The organism is Microbacterium sp. CFBP 13617 (assembly GCF_014839445.1).
GTDB lineage: Bacteria > Actinomycetota > Actinomycetes > Actinomycetales > Microbacteriaceae > Microbacterium.
The window spans coordinates 157,371-174,234 of the sequence record NZ_JACYNW010000001.1; the positions used below are offsets into that span (position 1 = coordinate 157,371).

A 16,864-nucleotide genomic window follows, 5' to 3' on the forward strand; every position below is an offset into this window, starting at 1 on the left:
CGTTCCACCCGGAGACACACCCATGAGCGACACCGCCACCCGCGTCCTCTCCCTCGAGGACGAGCTGCTCGACCTGCTCGGTCCGGCCGCCGTCAGCACCGAACCGCGCGTGCGCGAGCGCGCGAGCATCGACGGCTCGCCGATGTCGCCGATCATCGCCGCCAAGCTCCCCCTCGGCCTCGCCGACCTGGTCGTCTTCGCCGCCGACGCGGAGCAGATCGCCACCGCCGTCGCCGCGGCCTCGCGCCACGGCGTTCCCGTGACCGTGCGCGGCAAGGGCACCGGCAACTACGGCCAGGGCATTCCGATGCAGGGCGGCCTGGTCATCGACACCACCCGCGCCAAGGCCATCGTCGAGGTCGGCGACGGCTACATCACGGCCGAGGCCGGCACCCCGATGGTGCTGCTCGAACAGGCCGCGTGGGCCGCGGGCCAAGCCCTGTGGATGTACCCCTCGACGGCGCAGTCCACCATCGGCGGATTCCTCTCGGGCGGCTCCGGCGGCACCGGCTCGATCGCGCACGGTTCGAACGACCGCGGTTTCGTGGCCGCCCTCGACGTCGTGCACGCCGACGGCAGCGCCGAGATCCACCACTTCGAGGGCGACGAGGCTCAGAAGTACGTGCACAACTACGGCACCGCCGGCGTCATCGTGCGTGCGACCGTGCGCCTCGAACCGCTGCGCGAGTGGCGGGGGCTCTGGGCGAGCTTCCCCGACTACGCCGGCACGCTGTCGGTGCTGCAGACGATCGGCAACCTCGACCCCTCCCCGCGCCTGGTGTCGGGCGACGGACCCGAGATCTCGGCATCCCTCCCCGCCGACGAGGCCATCCCCGAGGGCCGGTCGAGCCTGCGGGCCATCATCGACGCCTCGCTCATCGAGACCGTCACCGCGATCATCGAGGGCGCCGGCGGCCGCGTCGAAGCCGTGCGCGAGGGACCGCAGGCCAGCATCCGCCTGTCGATGCTGAGCTACAACCACCCCATCGAGTGGTACCAGAAGAGCCAGCCGCACGAGGTGTTCCACCTCGAGGTCGCGGGCGCTCCCCTGGCCGACGACGTCGACGCCGTCGAGGCCGTGTTCCCGGGCGGGAAGCTGCACATCGAGTCGACCAAGGAGTACCCCATCGGCATGCTCGCCGCTCCCTACGTCAGCGAGGACGACGTGTACCGCGGCATCGCCGACCTCAACGCGATCGGGGTGGGCGTGCACAACCCGCACCAGTGGAACGTCGACTTCAACGTCGAGCAGACCGCCGCCACCGCCCGCCTCACCGACCCGAACGGCCTGCTGAACCCCGGCAAGCTCGACCCCGCCTACGGCGGACCCCGAAAGGGAGCGATCATCTCATGACCCGCCTTCTCGCCGAACTCAGCGGCCCCGCCGCCGCGGCCGCCCTCACCGAGGACTCGATCCTCGTGCTGCCCACCGGCGCCATCGAGCACCACGGTCCGCACCTTCCGCTCGCGACCGATGCCATCGTCGCCGAAGCCTCGGCCACGGCGGCCGTCGCCCGGGCCGCCGCCCAGGGCCTCGACGTCTGGCAGCTGCCGACCCTGTCGATCACGAAGTCCGACGAGCACTCGTGGGCGCCGGGCACGCTCTGGCTGACGCCCGAGACGATGATGCAGACGGTCGTCGACATCGGCCGCTCGATCCTCACCACCCGGGCCCGCACGCTCGTCTTCCTCAACGGGCACGGCGGCAACGTCGCCCTGTTGAACGTCGCCAACCGCGAGCTGCGTCGCCGCTTCGGCCTGCGCACCTTCTTCATGCCCGCCGCCCGCGTGCCCTCGTTCGACGGCACCGACGGCACCCCCGACGAGCACGGCACCGGCATCCACGCCGGCTACGGCGAGACGAGCATGATCATGCACCTGCGGCCCGAGCTGGTCGACCCGGCCGAATTCCACGCCACCGTGCCCGCGCACATCGGCGAGTTCCGCCACATCGGCTTCAACTCCAAGCCGGTGACCTTCGGCTGGCTGTCGAACGACTTCGGTCCCACCGGCGTGCTCGGCGACCCGACCGGCGCGAACGCCGAGGCCGGCGCGCGGATGTTCGAGGAGAGCGTGTCGTTCGTCGTCGAGGCGCTCGAGGAGATCAGCCGCTTCGACTACACCGCGTGATGCGGGCGAGGCGCGCACGACTCCTGCACGACGGGCGGATACGTTCGCTTCGCGCGGGCGGGCGACCGGCCTGCAGGAGTCGTGCGCGGCCCGAGGGACGCGCATGAGCGTCGCCGCCGAAACCGGCCAGGGCGTCCGGGCCTACGGCCAGGTGCTGCGCCTGCCCGGGGCGCGGACGTTCGTCGCCGCCGGCATCCTCGCGCGCTTCCCCCGGGCGACGCTGTCGCTCGGCATCATCCTCCTCGTCTCGGCCGCGACCGGCAGCTTCGCCTCGGCCGGGCTCGTCGTGGCACCGCTCGTGGTCGGCATGGCGATCGCGGCCCCGCTGTGGTCGTCGCGCATGGATCGGCACGGGCAGTCGCGCGTGATCCTGGTGTCTCTCGGATGCCTCGTGCTCGCGGCATCCGCATTCCTCGCCCTCGTACTGACGGGGTCACCGTTCTGGACGTGGCTGATCGCGGCGTTCGTGACGGGGGCGGCGACGCCGGATCTCACCTCGGCCGTGCGGGCGCGGTGGACGGTGCTGGCCCCGCCGTCGCAACGGACGGCCGCGCTGGCCCTCGAGACGATCGCCGACCAGATGGTGTTCATCGCCGGTCCCCCCGCCATCACGGCGGTGGCCGCGGCTCTCGATCCGGCCGTCGCGGTGCTGGGCTCGCTCGGACTCGGGCTGATCGGCGGCGTGTGGCTCGCCTCGCAGCGCGGCACGCAACCCGCGTCGACTCCGCGGACGGAGCGGCGCGGTGTGGTGCTGCCGCCCGCCGGGGTGATTCCCATCGCTCTGGCCTGTGTCGCCCTCGGCGGCGTGTTCGGCGCGTTCGACGTGGGCATGGTCGGCTGGGCCGAGGTGGGTGGGCGCCCGTGGCTGGCCGGACCGGCGTTCAGCGCCCTGGCCGTCGCGATCGCGATCGGCTCGGTCGTCACCGGCGCGCGCACGTGGCGTCTCTCGCCCGCCGCGCGCTACATCGGCTTCGCGGCGCTGGCGGCCCTGGTCGCCGTCGGCCTGCCGTTCGCGCAGGGCTCCGTGCCGGTGCTGTTCGGGGTCATCCTGCTGCTCGGGCTGGCGGTGTCGCCGGTGATGGTGTCGGGGATCCTCGTCGCCTCGGCCCGCGCCCCCGAAGGACGCGTCACCGAAACCCTCGCCTACCCGACCGCCGCGATGTCGCTCGGTGTGCCGATCGGCGGTGTGATCGCCGGAGCTGCCCTGGATGCCACGGGCCCGGCCGCAGCCCTCGTCACGATCGCGGTGTCGCTGGCGCTGGCCGCGGGGATCGCCGCGGTGGGCGAGGCGGTGCTGCGGGTGGGGCGACGCTGACGCCGAGGCTCCGGGGATCGGAGCCACCGCGACCGACGACGGCGGCCGGCCCGATCGGGCACGGCCGCCGTCGCGGTGACGCGGTGAGAGGTGCTCAGCGGGTCACGGAGATCGAGTCGAGCTCCGCGAAACCCACCCCGCCCGAGAACCCGGGCGATCCCTTCGCCAAGCGGATCACGTTGAACCCGGCCTTCAGAGTGACCGTCGTCGAAACGGACCCGCCGAACTGTCCCCAGGCTCCGGTCGCCGGGTACGAGACCGTGGACCAGGCGCCGCCGTTGTACGCCAGTCCCTGGGTCGCGGTGGCGCCGGTCCCGTTCGCGTAGCGGATGCCGAGGGTGTACGCGCCCGCCGACGGCACGTTCACCGTGAAGTCGACGAAGCTCTGCGACCGCATGTCGGCCGTTCCGTCGATACCGCCGACGTATCCGCCGTTCGACGCGGAAGACGCGGTGCGGCGCTGCGCGTTGACGACCGTCGCGTTCTCGGCCTCGTACACCTGCTGGTACGACGTGGTCGGGCCGTTCACCGGGGTGATGAGCGCCTGGTAGCTCTGACGGGCGTCCATGCCGGCGAGGGGGATGGTGACGGATCCGTTGACCACGGGCAGCGTCTGCGTGGAGAGGGTCGTCGGCGCGGCCACGTTCACGTCACGTCCCGAGGCGGGAGTGGTCGTGAGCACCACCTTGACCGAATTGCCGAACCCCGACAGGCGATCCACCCGCACGGTGTTGTCGCCGTAGTCGCCCCCGAACACGACGTTCGCGATCTTGCGCGTGCTGTCGAGCGAGGCGATGCCGTCGAGGTCGGCGTCCGCCGTCACGGGCAGCATGTTCCCGGCCATCTCGCCGTACCACTTGTACATCCAGTACGACGCCGTCGGCTGGCCGTTGTGCAGCAGGCCGTTCATGGTCCCGGATTCGAACCAGTACGCCCGCTCGGCGTCGTTCACCCCGGTGCGCTCGAACTGCGCGATGTAGTGCAGCGCGGCGCTGGGAACGTCGACCTGGTCGGGCCAGGCGTACTCGTTGATCGAGATCGGACGCGGTGAGATGCCGAGGCTGCGCTCGAGGGCGCGGTAGTCGGCCACGTGCTCGTCGATGTCGCGCCACCCCTGCGACAGCTCGTGCCAGACGATGACGTCGGGCACCGTGTTGGTGGCCTTGGCGTTCTCGAGGAAGGAGCGCATGAAGGTCGGGTTGTAGATGGTCGTTCCCGGACCGATGATGGGCGTCACCGTGTCCTTCGCCCGGATCGCCCGATAGGTGCGGGTCCACCCGTCGTTGTAGGGGCCGGCCTTCTGCGTGTCCCAGGTGCCGTCGGGCTCGTTCCAGATCTCCCACCCGTTGATGTTGGTCGTGGAGGTGGCGGCAAGACGGTCGTCGACCATCTTGTTCACCTTCTGCAGCCAGTCGTCCCACCCGACCCACTTGTACGGGAAGTCGGGGTACACGTCGGGCATGCGGATGTACTGTTGACCTCCGGTCCCGATGACCGTCGACGCGACCTTGAGCGCGTCGCCCGTCGGGGTGGACGCCCCGTTTCCGAGTTGCTGCACCCCGGGCGGGGGCTGGGTGTGCTGGCGCAGGCTCAGCGGCTGCAGGATCGCCGTCGACGGAGTGGTCGCGTCGGCGATCCCATAGAGACCGCCCGCCGCGACGTGGGTGACGGGACGCAGCACGGCACCGGCGTCGACGACGAGTGTGTGTCCGACGGCCTGGGCGGCCGGGCCGGGCACGAGAAGTGCGGCGGTCAGGGCACCGACCAGGGCGATCCCGGGCAGCGTGGCTTTCGTTTTCACAAGTGCTCCTCTGCATTGTGACCGGAGAGGGCGGCGACTCATTCCCGTCGCGCGGCGTGCGTCGCGGCCGGGGTCGTGTTCCCGCTTCTCCGTTGTCGAACCGGTTCGACTGTGAACCGGTTCGACAAGAGTACGTCGGGTCCTACGCACCGGTCAACAGATCACCTTCGACCCCGGTCGCGACGGCGCCTGCCGGGATCCCGAGCGCATCACAGCGCGGCATCACCACGGCGCACGGCGTCGCGCACGAGGATCAGATAGACCGCCGCGGTCCAGGTGTACGCCCGGTCTCGAAGCCCCTGGCCGGTGCGCGCGTCGAAGTTCTCGGCGAAGCCGTGGCGTTCGCACAACCGCCGGAAGCGTTCGCTGATGTCGTCGGCGAGCGCGGTTTCGCCCGCGCGGCGAAGTCCGTCCTCGAGCAGCATGGTCGACGGCGCCCAGATGGGGCCTCGCCAGTAGCCGTCGTCCTCGTAGCGATCGCTGTCGGGGCGCTCGGTGGCCGGGCCCCACTCGGTGAGGAACGTCTTCGCGGTGCGGGCGAGCACCTCGGGCACCCCGGGCGGGAGCCGGTCGCCGGCGAGGACGGCGAGCACCGGCAGCAGGCTCGTGCGTTCGACGTCACCGCCGTCGGCGACCCCCCGCGCGGCGTATCCGTCGCCGCGCCAGAGCTCCGACAACGCCTCGGTCATCCGCGCAGCCTCGTCGAGCCACGGGGCGGGATCGTGGCCCGTCTCACCCGCCAGGCGAGCGAGCTCGTCGAACTGCAGCAGCAGGAAGACCGCGAGCTCGGGGGACTCGACCAGGCGCGTGCGGTCGAAGACGGTGGCGTTGTCCCACCCGCTGTCATTGCCGTGCTGGTAGTGGGCGAGAGCCCGCCCGGGGACGCGCCGCTCATCGAGCCAGAACCGCGTCCATCGCGAGAGCCTGTCGTAGATGTCGACGCGCACGTCGTCGGTGAGCGCGAGGCCCTCGGCGCGCAGTCGAGCGAGCGCCCACCCGTGGATGGGCGGCTTGACGAAGTTGTACAGGCGTTCGGAGTGAGCGATCGAGTCGGGCAGCGCTCCCGTCGCATCCTGGTGGTCGAACGGCGCGAGGAACTGATCGAGGGCCAACCCGGGCTCACCGGGTGCCAGGGCGATCGCGTTGAAGCAGTGATCCCAGCTCCACACCTTGTCCATCCAGTGCTTCGACATCAGCACCGCCTCGCGGCGGAGGAATCCCGCCGGTGAGACGGTCGCCGACCACAGCACGTACGCCGCGCGCAGCGAGGCGTCCCGGGCCTGCTGCGCCACGTCGTCGCGCGCGGCCCAGGGGGCGACGCGCGCGGCGAAGGCCGCGAACTCCTCGGTGACCTCGGCGACGCAGTCCTCGAACGCGGAGGATGCCGCGAAGGGCGGGCGCGAACTCTCGAACTCCTCGATCGCGATCTCCCAGGGACCGGCGTCATCGCCCCCGGTGACGGTGACAGCGCGCGTGGCGGCCCCCAGACTCTCGGCGCCCTCGATCCGCAGGCGGCCCTCGAGTGCGGTGACACGGTATCGGCATCCTGTCTCGTACGACGTGAAGACGGCGCTGCCGTCTCGCGGATCCTGGAACAGGTAGATGCCCGTGAACGGGGTCAGCTCGGCGGCGGCTTCCGCCAGACGCAGGCTCGATCCGGCGTCGCCGCGGAGGCGGAGCGTGTCGGTCGAGGCGAAGACGGCGCGAACCGTCATCGCACCCGTCGTCCAGCGCACGGTGGCCGCGTCGGCCGCCACAGCCCACGACTCATCGACCGCGCCCGACGCGGCCGCGGGCACGAGTGACAGCACCGCGTGCATCCCGGTGCGGTGAGACACGAGGTGGACGTCGTCGACCGTGCGGTGCGCGGCCACCACCGGCGACAGGTCGAGCCAGGAGCCGCGTCGACTGAACGGGACGTGCCGCAGAGGGAAGGAGGGAATCGGACTCGTCATCGAGGAACTTTCGGTTCGTGAGGATTGCTTCTTGCCAAACGGATGTCGCCATTGTACTTTCGAACCGGTTCGAATCGAACCAGTTCGATACGTTGAATTCGTTGCCCAACGGGGACACTCGGTACTACCACCGATTCATCCCGCCGGGCACAAGAGACCCGGCGACAGAAAGGACGGCGACATGGTCAACATCGGCGATGTGGCGCGAGCCGCCGGCGTCTCTCGCAGCACAGCCTCGTACGCCCTGTCGGGCAAGCGCACGATCTCGCCGGCCGTGCGCGAGAACGTCGAGCGGGCCGTACGCGAGCTGGGGTACACCCCGAACGCGGGCGCCCGGGCGCTGGCGACCTCGCGCACCAACGTTCTCGCCCTGCTGGGGCAGTTCTTCGACGACGAGTTCGCGCCCGCCATGCTGCAGTACATCCTGGGCATCACCGACCGGGCGCGCGAGTTCGGATTCGACACCCTGCTGGTCACCGAGAGCGACGGGGTGGGAGCGCTGACGCGAATCGCGGCGTCGCGCATGGTCGACGGGTTCGTACTGCTGAACGTGGCGGAGTTCGACGAACGACTCGACCCGCTCCGCTCGGCCCACCAACCCGGCGCGCTCGTCGGACTCCCCGGCGACGCCACCGGCATCGACACGTTCGACCTCGACTTCGTCGCGGCCGGTCGACTGATGGTGGACCGACTGCACGAGGCGGGGCACCGCGAGGTGACGCTCGTGTCGCAGTCCGAGCACGTGGTCGAGCGCGGCGGCGCCTATGTCTGGCGCCTGGCCGACGGCGCCCGCGCGCGGGCCGAGGAGCACGGCATCCGGCTGAACCACGTCTTCGGATCGTCGCACCAGCCCCGGATCGGACACGATCTGCACGCCGTGCTGCAGCAGTACCCGCACGCCACCGGCCTGCTGTTGAACAACGAGGCGGCAGCAGCTGCGCTGCCGTCGGTGCTCGCCGCGCGCGGCCTGTCGTCGCCCGCCGACATCTCGGTCATCGGCCGCTACTCCGACGAGTTCGCCCGCACGTTCTCGCTCCCCTTCAGCGCCATCGACAGCGCCGCCGACCTGCTCGGTCGACGCGCCGTCGAACAACTGGTCTCGCGCCTGCGTTCCGACGCCGACGCGAACCCCACCGTCGTCGAACTGATCGCGCCCGTCATCGATGACCGCGGCAGCATCGCCGCACCCCCACCCCGTCGCTGAGACGGGAACACACAGCGCTCACCCGAGCATGTTCGAGGAGGAACAATGAACCCCAAGGTCCTGCGCATCGCCGCAGCCGTCGCCACGGCCGGCATCGCCGTCGGCGCTCTCGCCGGATGTTCCGGCGGCACCGCCGGCACCGCCGGCACCGGCGGCGACGCCGCGAGCGGCACCTACACCTGGTGGGATCCGTACCCGCAGCACGCCGAGAACTCGGACTGGGCGAAGCGCGTCCAGGACTGCGGCACGCAGGCCGGCGTCACCATCCAGCGAACCGCCTACGACACCACCGCCCTCACCAACCAGGCCCTGCTCTCGGCCCAGGACGGCACCTCGCCCGACGTCATCCTCATCGACAACCCCGCGGTGTCCACCCTCGCCGACACCGGAATGCTCTCGACCACCGACGACCTCGGTCTCGACACCTCCGCCATCGACGAGAACCTGCTGGCCGCCGGCGTCCTCGACGGCAAGACGTACGGCATCCCCATCGGCGCCAACACCCTCGCGCTGTACTACAACGCCGACGTCCTCTCGGCGGCCGGAGTCGACCCGGCCTCCATCACGGACTGGGATGCACTCGACGCCGCCCTGGCGAAGGTGTCGGCCGCGGGCAAGAAGGGCATCACCTTCTCGGGCATCAACACCGAAGAGGGCTCGTTCCAGTTCCTGCCGTGGTTCTGGGGCGCAGGCGCCGACCTCACCGACCTCTCGTCGCCCGAAGCCGTCGAGGCGGTGACCCTGTGGAAGAACTGGCTCGACAAGGGCTACGCCCCCAACTCGGTCATCACCAACTCGCAGAACACGGTGTGGGAGGAGTTCCTCACGGGTGACTTCGCCTTCGCCGAGAACGGCACCTGGCAGGTCGACAGCGCCGCGAAGGCCCCCTTCGCGAGCGGCGTCATCGAGCTGCCCGCCAAGGACGGCGGCGCCGCTCCCGCTCCCACCGGCGGCGAGTTCATCGTCGCTCCGGTGCAGAAGGACACCGCGCGCTACGAGACGACGCGCAAGATCATCGAGTGCATGACGACGCCCGAGGGCTTCGTCGACACCGCCAACACCTTCGCGTACTACATCCCGCCCACCGCAGAGGGCCAGAATGACCTCCTGGCCGAGAACCCCGACCTCGAGACGTGGGTCTCCGCGGTGCAGGCGGCGAAGGGCCGCACGAGCGACAACCTCGGCACCGACTACCCGCTCATCTCCGAGCAGCTGTGGACGGCCGTGCAGAACGTCCTCTCGGGTGCGCAGACACCTCAGCAGGCCCTCGACGCCGCCCAGTCCGCGGCGCAGTCGGCGACCGGCAAGTAACGGCACTCATCGGTGTTCGGGGGGACGGCGACGTCCCCCCGAACACCCCCCGTCGAAAGAAGCAATCCATGTCGTTCCCGACCCTGCGCGAGCACCCCCGCGCGTCTGACGACACCGTCGCGGTGACCGTGCCCGCCGCCGGGCGTCGTCGTCGTGCCCGTCTCGAGGGATCCCCCTGGGTGGCAGCGGCGTTCGCCGCCCCGCTCGTGATCTACCTCATCGTGTTCTACCTGTGGCCGCTCGTGCGCAGCATCGACCTCAGCATCCACGACTACACCGTGCGGGCCTTCGTGCAAGGCGACGCCGCCTTCGTGGGCCTGGACAACTACGTCGCCGTCATCTCCTCCCCCACGTTCGCGCCCGCTCTCGCCAACACCGCGATCTTCGTCGTGGTCTCGCTCGTCTTCCAGTACGCGATCGGGCTGGGCCTCGCCGTCTTCTTCCGCTCCCACTTCCCCCTGAGCGGCCTCCTGCGCGGGCTCTTCCTCGTTCCGTGGCTCCTGCCCCTGATCGTCTCGGGATCCACCTGGTCGTGGATGCTGAACAGCGACAACGGCATCATCAACTCCGTCCTCGGGGCGTTCGGGATCGGCCAGATCAACTGGCTGACGTCGCCCGACACCGCCATGACGGCGGTGATCATCGCCAACATCTGGCTCGGCATCCCCTTCAACCTCGTCATCCTCTACTCGGGGCTGCAGAACATCCCGATCGACCTCTACGAGGCCGCCTCGCTCGATGGCGCGGGGCCGTGGCGGCAGTTCTGGAGCATCACCTTCCCACTTCTGCGCCCGGTGTCGGCGATCACGCTCCTGCTGGGCCTCGTCTACACCCTCAAGGTGGTCGACATCATCTGGATCATGACCCGGGGCGGCCCCGCCGACGCGACCACGACCCTCGCCATCTGGTCGTACCGAGAGGCTTTCGGCACGGGCCAGCCCGACCTGTCGCCCGCCGCCGCGGTCGGCAATGTCCTCATCGTCATCGCCCTCGTCTTCGGCCTCGTGTACCTGCGGGCCCAGCGTCGCCAGGAGAACTCATGACCGCCCGCCGTTCGTGGTGGAAGACGGGCCTCGGCCTGATCTTCACCGCCCTGATGCTCTTCCCCGTCTACTGGATGCTGAACGTCTCGTTCACGAAGACGAGCAACCTGCGCGACAGCCCGCCCCAGGTGTTCCCCTTCGATCCGACCATCGAGGGCTACACCGCGGTCCTCAGCCAGCAGCTTCCCAACCTCGGCACGAGCCTGGTGATCGGCCTCGGCTGCGTCGCCGTGACCGTCGTCGTCGCCGCCCCCGCGGCGTACGCCCTCGCCCTGCTGAACCTGCGCGGGGGCCGCACCCTGAACTTCGTGCTCCTCGTCGCACAGATGATCCCCGCGGTCGTGATGGCGATGGGCTTCTACGCCATCTACGCGCGCGCCGGACTGCTCAACAGCGTGCCCGGGCTCATCCTCGCCGACTCCACCGTGGCGGTGCCCTTCGGTGTGCTGCTGTTCACCGCGTTCATGGGCGGCCTCCCCCGGGAGCTGCTGCAGGCCGCGCGCATCGACGGCGCCGGATCGTGGCGCACGTTCGTGTCGGTCGTGCTGCCGCTCAGCCGCAACTCGGTGTTGACCGTCGCCCTGTTCTCGTTCCTGTGGGCGTGGTCGGACTTCATCTTCGCCTCCACCCTGGCCCGCAACTCCGCGTTCAAGCCGATCACGCTCGGCATCTACGCCTACATCGGCAACAACACCACGCAGTGGAACGCCATCATGGCGACCGCCGCGGTGGCATCCATTCCGGCGGCGATCCTGCTCGTCGTCGCCCAGCGTTACGTGGCCGCGGGCGTAACCGCCGGCGCCGTGAAGGACTGAACCGTGGTTCTGCACAATCCCCTCACCACACGACCACGAGTACAGGCGGTCCCCGTCGTGCCGGCCACCTCCCGCCTGCGGGGTGTCGACGTCGGAGCCCTCCGCATGGATGCCGACGGCTTCTGGGGACGCCGGCAAGCGGTCAATGCCGCAGCGACCCTCGCCCACTGCCTCGAGTGGATGGAACGACTGGGATGGCTCGCCAACTTCGACCGCGTCGCCCGGAGCGAGGCGCTCGAGGAACGCACCGGGTGGGTGTTCTCGGACTCCGAGGTCTACAAGCTGCTCGAAGCGATGGCGTGGGAGCTCGGCCGCCAGCCCGACGAGGCGCTCGAGGTCACGTTCTCGACCCTCGTGGACCGGGTCGCGCGCGCTCAGGATGCCGACGGATACCTCGGGACGGCCTTCGGCCACCGCGGGCAGGCACCGCGCTACAGCGACCTGTCGATGGGGCACGAGCTCTACAACATGGGCCACCTGCTGCAGGCGGCGGTCGCCCGAGCGCGCGCCGGTCATCCCGACGACCTCCTCGTCGAGGTGGCGCGACGCGCCGCCGACCACATCTGTCGTGAGTTCGGCGCGGACGCACGCGACGGCGTGTGCGGACACGCCGAGATCGAGGTGGCGCTCGCCGAAGCGGGGCGCGCGTTCGGCGAGCGTCGCTACCTCGAGCAGGCCCGTGTGTTCCTGGCGCGCCGGGGACACGGCACCCTGCCCGTTCCTCCCCTGCAGTCGGCCGAGTACTTCCAGGACGACATCCCCGTCCGCGACGCCTCGGTGCTCAGAGGGCACGCCGTGCGCGCTCTCTACCTGTCGGCGGGCGCGGTGGACATCGCCGTGGACACCGGCGACACCGACCTGCTGGCGGCTCTGGAGCGGCAGTGGGAGAACACGGTGGCCCGGCGCACCTACCTCACCGGAGGGATGGGGTCGCGCCACCAGGACGAGGGGTTCGGCGACGACTGGGAACTCCCCGCCGACCGCGCCTACTGCGAGACGTGCGCGGGAGTCGCCTCGATCATGTTCGCGTGGCGCCTCTTCCTCCACACCGGCGACGTGCGCTACCCCGACCTGATCGAGCGCACGCTCTTCAACGTCGTGGCGACCTCGCCCAGCCCGGACGGCCGCGCGTTCTTCTACGCCAACCCGCTGCACCAGCGCGAGGCCGGCGAGCCCGCCGCCGATGGGGTCAACCCGCGCGCCGAGGGCGGGGTGCGGGCGCCGTGGTTCGAGGTGTCGTGCTGCCCCACCAACGTCGCCCGGACGCTCTCGTCGCTCGCGGCGTACACGGTCGCCCTCGACGACGACGGGATCGTGCTGCTGCAGTACGCCGCGGGAGAGCTGCACGCGGGAGGGTGGCGTCTGCGTCTCGAGACCCGCTACCCCGACCAGGATCGCGTGCGGATCAGCGTCGACGACGTGCCCGCCGATGGGGCACGGCTGCGCCTGCGCATCCCCTCGTGGGCCGATGCGGCGTCCGTCGCGATCGGGGACGCCCCGGCTCGCCCGGCCGCCCCCGGCTGGTACGACGTCGTGGACGTCTCGCCAGGCGCCGTCGTGACGCTGACCCTGCCGCGATCGCCGCGACTGGTCTTCCCCGATGGACGCATCGACGGTGTCCGAGGCACCGCGGCGGTCCAGCGGGGGCCGCTCGTGCTCTGCCTGGAGTCGGTCGATCTGCCGCACGGCGTCGCCCTGGAGAGCGTGCGCCTCGTGCCGCGCGCACCGGAGGCGGAAGCCGACGGCGCCCGCGCGTCGGCGGTGATCGTCGAGCAGGCACCCTCCGGCGACCCTCTGCCCTTCGGAGGTCAGCCGGATGCCGGGATCGTCACGCGCTCGGCGACGGTGACGCTCGTTCCGTACCACCGCTGGGCGCAGCGCGGACCCTCGCGGATGCGGGTCTTCGTCCCGCTGGCGCCTCCCCCCGGCGACGCGCACTGACGCGCGACACCGATCCGCACGCGTGGTCGGCTGACGGGAACGGCGTCAGAGGATGACGCCGTACTCGTCGGCCAGCGCGGGCAGCTCCTCGTGCAGCACGCGGGATGCCTCGGCGGCGAGCGGGTTGGTCGAGACGCCGCGGTCGTTGACGAGCTTTCCGCCGACGTAGACCTGCTGCAGGTTGCGCAGCCCGCAGGCGAGCACGTAGCTGCGCACGGGGTTCCAGAGCGGTCCGATGTCGGGGGTGCGCGGGTCGACCACGACGAAGTCGGCGAACTTGCCCACCTCGAGGCTGCCGACGCGGTCGTCGACGCCCATGATCTCGGCTCCCCCGAGGGTGTGCAGGCGCAGCACGCGCTCGGGCATCATCGACAACGGGTCGTGGGTGCGGGCGCGCTGCATGAACATCCCCATGCGCATGTTCTGCCAGGGGTCGGCGACGTCGGTGCAGGCCTGGTCGTCGAGACCCATGCCGACCTTCATACCGAGATCGAGCATCTCGGGCACGTGCGCGATGCCCGACGCCAGACGCCCATTGGATGCCGGCTGCCACGACATGCTCGCGCCGCCGGCCGCGGCATCCTGGATGATCTCGGGCGTGGTCTGGATGAAGTGGCCGAACATCATGCCCGGGCGAAGAGCACCGGCGTTCTTGTAGAGCTGGAACTTGGTCTGCTGGTGCTCGATCGCCTCGTAGGTCTCGAGGAAGTGCGCCTGGTTGGTGACGCCGAAGCGGTCCATGACCGCAACCTCGATCTCGGCGGCGTCGGGTCGCGTCGACCACTGCACCTGGCCCATGATCGAGGCGCCGAGGGCGAGGTCGGGGTCCATCGCGAGCACGTGGTCGAGCGACGCCTCGAAGCGCGCGAAGATCTCGTCGTCGGTGCCGACGGTGGCATCCAACGCGATCGAGTCGACGAAGCGGAGGCCGGCGTCGTGGCATCCATCGGCCTGTCGCGTGTGCCAGGACTGGTCACGGAGCTGTCCGCCCCCGTCGCTGCGCTTGCCCTCGACCATCGGCTCCCAGGGCAGGAGCGGGTCGGTGAAGTTGTACGCCGTGGTGACGCCGTTCGCGAGGAAGTCGAGCGAGCCGTGCAGCGTCGCCCAGTAGATCTGGTCGGGTGAGGCGTTGTTCAGCACGCTGAACATCGAGGTGCACCAGCCGTAGAGCGTCTGGTCGACGCCGAGTCCGCGCGAGCCGCTCGTGAAGAGGTGGCTGTGCGACGAGACGAACCCGGGAGCGACGAACTTGCCGTCGACGTCGAGGATCTCGTCGGCGGTGACGCCCGGATCGGGGTCGCCGGCGCCGATCGCCGCGATGCGGCCGTCGGTGACGAGCAGGAAGCCCCGCTCGATGTAACCGGGGTCGTCGGTGCCCGCGGGAACCGTGATGAGCCGTGCGTTGATGACCAGAAGCGACATGTTGATGACGGTAACAATGGCGTGTTTCCGCGGTGTTCCGAGCGGGTAGCGGGTTGTGTGCGCGCCGCGCGGAGCCGCGCGGCCCCGTCGAGTGTCCAGGACATGCCGTGTGGGGGCGAGCTCGTGCGGCGTTTTGTGGACACTCACCGCCGGGAAGGGCGGCCGGGGGGGGCGAGAGGGACGCGCGTCAGGCGAAGGCGCGGCGCACGGCGGGGGCGATGGCGGCGAGCACCTCGTCGCGCGCGGGCGTCGACGGGAACACCAGGAAGAGGTGCGGCACCCCCTCGCGGCGCAGGAACTCGACGGGGACTCCGGATGCCGAGAGCCCACCCGCGTACTCCTCCGCCTCGTCGGACAGCGGGTCGACGCCCGCCGCGACGATCACCGCCGGCGCCGAGCCGGTGAGGTCGGGGGCGCGCAACGGCGCGGCCTCGACCGGGACCGCGGACATGGTCGTCGCGGCGACTGCCCCGGGCACCGCTGCCGCCGGGCCGGGCTGCGGCGCCGCGGCCGGGGCCGGGGCCGGGGCCGGGGCCGGGGCCGCGGCATCCTGCACATACAGCCCCCAGTACCACTGCATGCCGCGCGAGGTCAGCGGCAGGTTCTCAGTGTGTGCGCGGTAGCTCGGGCGGTCGGGATCGGGCGCGTCGAGCACGGGGCACAGCAGCACCTGGCACCGGATGCCGGGAGCCCGGCCCTCACGCGAACGCAGCGCCAGAGCCGCGGCGAGGTTGCCCCCGGCGCTGTGCCCGGCAACGCCGAGAAGGTCGGGGTCGACCAGACGGTCCGCGCCCTCGGCGGCGAAGCGCAGGGCGCGGTCGAGGTCGTCGAGACCGGCCGGGAAAGGGTGCTCGGGCGCCAGTCGGTAGTCCACGCTCAGCACCTGGGTGCCGGTCGCCGCGGCGAGCGCGCGGCACAGGGCGTCGTTGTTGTCGAGGTTGCCCGCGACCCAGCCGCCGCCGTGGGCGAAGACGAGCGTGCCCCGGTGGCCGGTGCGGGATCGGTAGAGGCGGAGCGCGAGGCCGTCGGCATCCGTGTCGATCGACTCGACGACGTCGTCGTCAGGCAGGCGCACCCACGACGGGTTGGCGCGCAGCTCGGCGATGCGCGCGGCGTCGTCGCCGTCGGCATCGGTCGCTCCTGAGGGGATCGTGCCCGCGCTCGCGGCGAGGCGGGCCAGGTGTGCGCGCACGTCGGGGTCGGTGATGGCCGGGTGCACGGTGTCGGTCACGGGGTCTCCAGGCATGTCGAGTGTCCAGGACACGCCGCGCCCGTGCGGCGGGATGCGGCGTGTCCTGGACACTCACGAGAGGGGGTGCGGGCGAGAGCGAGAGTACGGGGCGCGATCGCACCCCGAGGGCAGGTTCGCCAGAGCGTTACGGGGCCGAAACACCGACGTCGCGCGCCACCCCCACGATGGCGACATGACCTGGCCCGAAGAGCGCGCCGCCTCGATCCTCGCCGCGCAGCGCTACGTCGTGATCGGCACGGCCGACGCCGACGGGCCGTGGACCGCTGCCGCGCAGTACCGTCTGCTCGCGCGCGGCATGTACGTGGAGTCCGGCCGCGCCTCGCGGCACGCGCGCGCGATCTCGGCCTCGGGGGTGGCATCCGGAGTCATCTACGACTCGTCGGCCGCGATCGCCGACGCCGACGGCGTGCAGCTGTCGTTCCGGGCGAGCGAGGTGGATGCCGACGCCTCGGCGATCAGCGCCGTGCTGGCCGAGCGGTTGCCGAGGGATGCCGGAACCGACGACGACGCCGCCGCGGTGCTGGCGGTCCCCGACAAGCGCCTGTACGTGCTCGAGGTGGAGCGCGTGTTCGTGTTCGACCGCGACGCGTGGCGCACGCGCGGAACCGACGCGCGACTGGAGGTCGACGCGGCGGCGGTCTGGGCGCGACTCACGTGAGGTGACGCCCGCCGCCG

General features: G+C 70.9%; 13 protein-coding genes. 9 read left to right on the forward strand and 4 right to left on the reverse strand.

Annotated elements, in window-relative coordinates; genetic code table 11:
• Positions 1-22 precede the first annotated feature (22 nt).
• From IFU40_RS00700 to IFU40_RS00710, 3 genes are all read left to right on the forward strand, one after another.
• The gene (locus IFU40_RS00700; RefSeq protein ID WP_191916201.1) at positions 23-1,354 is read left to right on the forward strand and encodes an FAD-binding oxidoreductase; all 1,332 of its coding nucleotides are present in this window, start codon (positions 23-25) and stop codon (positions 1,352-1,354) included.
• A complete protein-coding gene (locus tag IFU40_RS00705) occupies positions 1,351-2,130 on the forward strand; it encodes a creatininase family protein (protein WP_055935478.1) in 780 nt (259 codons plus the stop codon). Before IFU40_RS00700 ends, IFU40_RS00705 begins: the two co-directional genes overlap by 4 nt.
• Positions 2,131-2,233: 103 nt before the next feature.
• Complete coding sequence (locus tag IFU40_RS00710) at positions 2,234-3,445, forward strand: MFS transporter (RefSeq protein ID WP_191925035.1); 1,212 nt, start codon at positions 2,234-2,236, stop codon at positions 3,443-3,445.
• Between the two features lie 94 nt (positions 3,446-3,539).
• Here the strand turns inward: IFU40_RS00710 and IFU40_RS17120 are convergent, their stop codons facing one another.
• Entirely contained in the window at positions 3,540-5,246 is a 1,707-nt protein-coding gene (locus tag IFU40_RS17120; protein ID WP_342343450.1) for a CBM35 domain-containing protein, read from the reverse strand.
• Between the two features lie 209 nt (positions 5,247-5,455).
• Positions 5,456-7,201: an amylo-alpha-1,6-glucosidase gene (locus IFU40_RS00720; protein ID WP_191925036.1), complete on the reverse strand. Its 1,746-nt coding sequence runs from the start codon at positions 7,199-7,201 to the stop codon at positions 5,456-5,458.
• Positions 7,202-7,382: 181 nt separating this feature from the next.
• Here IFU40_RS00720 and IFU40_RS00725 point away from each other — a divergent pair, with 181 nt between their 5' ends.
• The 5 genes from IFU40_RS00725 (at position 7,383) to IFU40_RS00745 (ending at position 13,515) form a co-directional block, all read left to right on the forward strand.
• Positions 7,383-8,405, forward strand: a complete 1,023-nt coding sequence (locus IFU40_RS00725) for a LacI family DNA-binding transcriptional regulator (RefSeq protein WP_191925037.1) — start codon at positions 7,383-7,385, stop codon at positions 8,403-8,405.
• Positions 8,406-8,450: 45 nt separating this feature from the next.
• A complete protein-coding gene (locus tag IFU40_RS00730; protein WP_191925038.1) occupies positions 8,451-9,716 on the forward strand; it encodes a sugar ABC transporter substrate-binding protein in 1,266 nt (421 codons plus the stop codon).
• Positions 9,717-9,784: 68 nt separating this feature from the next.
• Entirely contained in the window at positions 9,785-10,759 is a 975-nt protein-coding gene (locus IFU40_RS00735) for a carbohydrate ABC transporter permease (protein ID WP_191925039.1), read from the forward strand.
• The gene (locus IFU40_RS00740; protein WP_191925040.1) at positions 10,756-11,574 is read left to right on the forward strand and encodes a carbohydrate ABC transporter permease; all 819 of its coding nucleotides are present in this window, start codon (positions 10,756-10,758) and stop codon (positions 11,572-11,574) included. The genes IFU40_RS00735 and IFU40_RS00740 overlap by 4 nt, the downstream gene beginning before the upstream one ends.
• Before the next feature lie 3 nt (positions 11,575-11,577).
• The gene (locus tag IFU40_RS00745) at positions 11,578-13,515 is read left to right on the forward strand and encodes a glycoside hydrolase family 127 protein (RefSeq protein ID WP_342343451.1); all 1,938 of its coding nucleotides are present in this window, start codon (positions 11,578-11,580) and stop codon (positions 13,513-13,515) included.
• A gap of 45 nt (positions 13,516-13,560) precedes the next feature.
• Here the strand turns inward: IFU40_RS00745 and IFU40_RS00750 are convergent, their stop codons facing one another.
• Both IFU40_RS00750 and IFU40_RS00755 read right to left on the reverse strand, forming a co-directional pair.
• On the reverse strand, positions 13,561-14,937 hold the full coding sequence (locus tag IFU40_RS00750; RefSeq protein WP_055935472.1) for an amidohydrolase family protein: 1,377 nt from the start codon (positions 14,935-14,937) through the stop codon (positions 13,561-13,563).
• A 187-nt stretch (positions 14,938-15,124) separates the two neighbouring features.
• Positions 15,125-16,183: an alpha/beta hydrolase gene (locus IFU40_RS00755; protein ID WP_206754863.1), complete on the reverse strand. Its 1,059-nt coding sequence runs from the start codon at positions 16,181-16,183 to the stop codon at positions 15,125-15,127.
• 178 nt (positions 16,184-16,361) lie between these two features.
• Here IFU40_RS00755 and IFU40_RS00760 point away from each other — a divergent pair, with 178 nt between their 5' ends.
• Positions 16,362-16,847 carry a pyridoxamine 5'-phosphate oxidase family protein gene (locus IFU40_RS00760; protein WP_191925042.1) on the forward strand — a complete coding sequence of 162 codons (486 nt, stop codon included), beginning with the start codon at positions 16,362-16,364 and terminating at the stop codon, positions 16,845-16,847.
• The last annotated feature ends 17 nt before the right edge of the window (positions 16,848-16,864 follow it).